The organism is Okeania sp. SIO2B9 (assembly GCF_010672505.1).
In the GTDB taxonomy this organism is placed as follows: Bacteria; Cyanobacteriota; Cyanobacteriia; order Cyanobacteriales; family Microcoleaceae; genus Okeania; species Okeania hirsuta.
Genome location: NZ_JAAHGK010000926.1, coordinates 1 through 3,140 on the forward strand (window position 1 = coordinate 1; position 3,140 = coordinate 3,140).

Below are 3,140 nucleotides of genomic sequence, written 5' to 3' on the forward strand. Positions count from 1 at the left end.
TATTTTTAGCGATCGCCTGATGGTCTGTGATGATAACTTCTTGCCTATGAAGCTAATACACCATTTTAAGCTTGACGCGCCACTAGATTTTAGCCGTATCTAAAATGGTGCGTTACGACGGATTGTTAAATACCACCCGCAATCTAGATTTTAGCCGTCTAACGCACCCTACAAATTTTGCTATATGTGGTGGTTATGCGTAAGTTCTGAATTATTCAACTACTCATTCAAACTACCATCAGGCATAATTGCCCCTTGCAAATTTGCCCCTTGCAGATTAGCATTTTCGATATTTGCTCCTTGTAAATTGGCATTTTTCAGGTTAGCTCCCTTGAGTTTAGCTCCCTTGAGGTCAACACCCATTAACTTAGCACCAGTCAAATTTGCTCCTACTAAGTCTGCTCTCCTGAGATCAGCATCTTTTAAGACTGCCCCCTTGAGATCTACACCTCGGAGATTAGCACGACTCATCATTGCCCCACCTAAATTCGCTCCTCTTAAATTCGCTCCTTTGAAATTCGCTTTAGTGAGTTTAGCATCTTTAAGACTAGCACCTTGCAAATTAGCAGCTTGCAAATTAGAATTCATCAAATTTGCACCAGATAAATTAGCTCGTCGTAAATTAGCATTTTCTAATACTGCCCTCATTAAAGTTGCTCCACGAAGGAAAGCTTTTTCCAATTTGGTATTTTGCAAATTAGAACTCATCAAATTTGCTCCCTCTAAACGAGCGTTAGACAAATTAGCTTGCTGTAGTTTAGCTTTAACTAGGTTTGCTCCTTGCATTTGTGCACCTTTGAGGTTGGCATTTTGCAATCTAGCTTCCCTGAGTTCGATACCTCTCAAATTAGCTTTGAATAAATCTGCTTCTCGCAAATAAGCATCTTCAATTTTGATAGCTGCCAAGTCAGCACCACGAAGGTTACAACCTTGGCATTCTCCAGTTGTTTGTAATTGCTCAACTGCACTCTTACCTGAGATTTTTTTGGTGACAATTTCCTGTTGAGGTCTTTGTGTTTTCGAGAAATTAGTTTGTTGTTGTTGCTGTCGAAACACTGTTAAACTAGTAGCTAATATAGCAACAGCTGTAATACTAGCCATTCCAAATATAGCAGATGTTTTTACAGGTTTCATTGCCATCGTCACATTCTTAAAATTAGCAGCATCACCAAACATGGGAATTGGTTTGAGTGCGGCTAAAGCTGCTGCTGCATTTTCAAAACGGTCTTTGCTATTGGGAGACAGCATTTTTTCTAGCCACATTGTGAATAATGTACTCAGTTGTGGCATTAATTTTTTGACATTAAAACTATAGTTGCGGTCTATTAAGTTTTTGACCTCTGTACTAGGAGTACCTGTTAGCAAACAGATCAAGGTTGCGCCTAAACTATATAAGTCAGAATTTATAGTAACAGTACCATTTAATTCTTGTTCTGGTGACATAAACCCTGGAGTACCACTTATAGCATCACTTAAAATATCTTCTCTTCCTATGCGTGCAGAACCAAAATTAATTAAATGTGCAATAGGGAATCTTTCACCATGGGAGTGGGTATCAACTAATATATTTTCTGGTTTGATATTACCGTGAATAATTGGTGGAGTTTGCTTTTGTAAATAAACTAAAATTTCTAAAGTTGAAATCGCAATTTGCTTGATTTGTTCGGGAGTAAAACTTCTTCTTTCTGCTAAAGAATTGCCTTTTTGATATTTTGTAATTAAGCAAAATCCTTCGGTGGTTTCTAAAGAGTCTACATAATTGGGAATACGAGGATGTTGTAGTTGTTTGAGAATTTCTACTTCTCGTTCGTAAGCTTCAAACCCTGCCCAATTTGCATCACTATCTGCAAAACGAAATTCTTTAATGACCACCTCTTGGTCTTGTTTGAGAGCTAGTCCCTGATATGTCACTTCTCCTTCGTTTTGGTGACGTTCTATTTCTCTAATAATTTGATAGCCGTGGCTAGAAAGGTCTTGGTTCATGTTAATAGTACCGCCGTTTTTTTCTACCTGTAAATGGGGTGCTAATGCAATAACTCTATTTAATAATTATACCATATTTTTTATTGAGTAGCAATTACAAATTACCGCTATTCCTCATTTTGGCAATAATATTTAAGAATTATAATTTTTTTTTGATGAAATAAAAATTAGGTACATCAGAAGTTATTTAGTTACTTAGTTAGCTGGCAAACTTTTATTATACTTGTACTTAATTATGCTAAAAATAAGTGGCATAATCGAGCTATATTAATTGCTGTTTATAGCTAAAGTATTTACAATAAATTTTTTCCTAAAAATGGTATTTTTTTATACTTTTTATACAATCGTAAGTATCGATATACCTGAGAGACTGTTTTTGATTACCTAATTATTGAGATGAGTTGAACACAGTGCTAATAAATTTCAAAAGGACTCTTTTATGGTAAAATAATGCAAAACAATTTTGAGAAAAAGAGGTTTCTATGACAGAACAAAATGCTCGTGATTTATTTAAAGCTGCCTACGAACATCGCTACACTTGGGACTCTAATTTTCCCGGTTATAGTGCCGATATTGAACTAAAACAAGGGTCAGAACTGTACAATGGCCAAATTTCGATAAAAGCAGACTTCAGTGTAGAAGTCACAGGTATCTCAGACGAGGAAGTACAACAAAGCGTTTATACTCAATTGCGGGACGTAGTTACTCACCGCAAACGTTCATCCTTTGAAGCATCCCATGGTAAAAATAACTTCAGTCTAGGCGATCAGGATGAAACTGGTGCAGTTGAAATTCTTGTCGAAGGTGATGCGATGGGGTCAAATTACAAGGTTAGAGATCGGGAAATTTGTCTAGTTAGTCGGGTAATGGGCCGAATGGCTTTCGTAATTAATACTCACAAAAGCTTGGATACAGGAGAAGGTTTTATTGCTACTCACTATAACGCCATTTTCCGCAACCCTCAAACCAATGAAATCATCAGAGAACTAGAGTTTGAGGACAGTTATGAAAAAATTGGCAGTTACTACATAATGACTCGTCAGGTAGTCTATTCTACAGAAAAAGGTCAAGTAACAACAACCGTATTTAACTACTATAATATCAAATTGCTAGAACCAGCTGTTGTGCAGAAACAATCTGAGCTTTTGGTCTATTTT

Annotated in this window: 2 protein-coding genes; one reads left to right on the top strand and one right to left on the bottom strand. The window is 36.5% G+C overall.

The window, feature by feature from the left end:
- Positions 1–219 precede the first annotated feature (219 nt).
- Entirely contained in the window at positions 220–1,983 is a 1,764-nt protein-coding gene (locus tag F6K13_RS25540; protein WP_124154613.1) for a serine/threonine-protein kinase, read from the bottom strand.
- Positions 1,984–2,465: 482 nt separating this feature from the next.
- Here F6K13_RS25540 and F6K13_RS25545 point away from each other — a divergent pair.
- Positions 2,466–3,140, top strand: a 675-nt coding sequence (locus tag F6K13_RS25545) for a DUF3386 domain-containing protein (RefSeq protein ID WP_287288783.1), incomplete at its 3' end; no start/stop codon positions are given.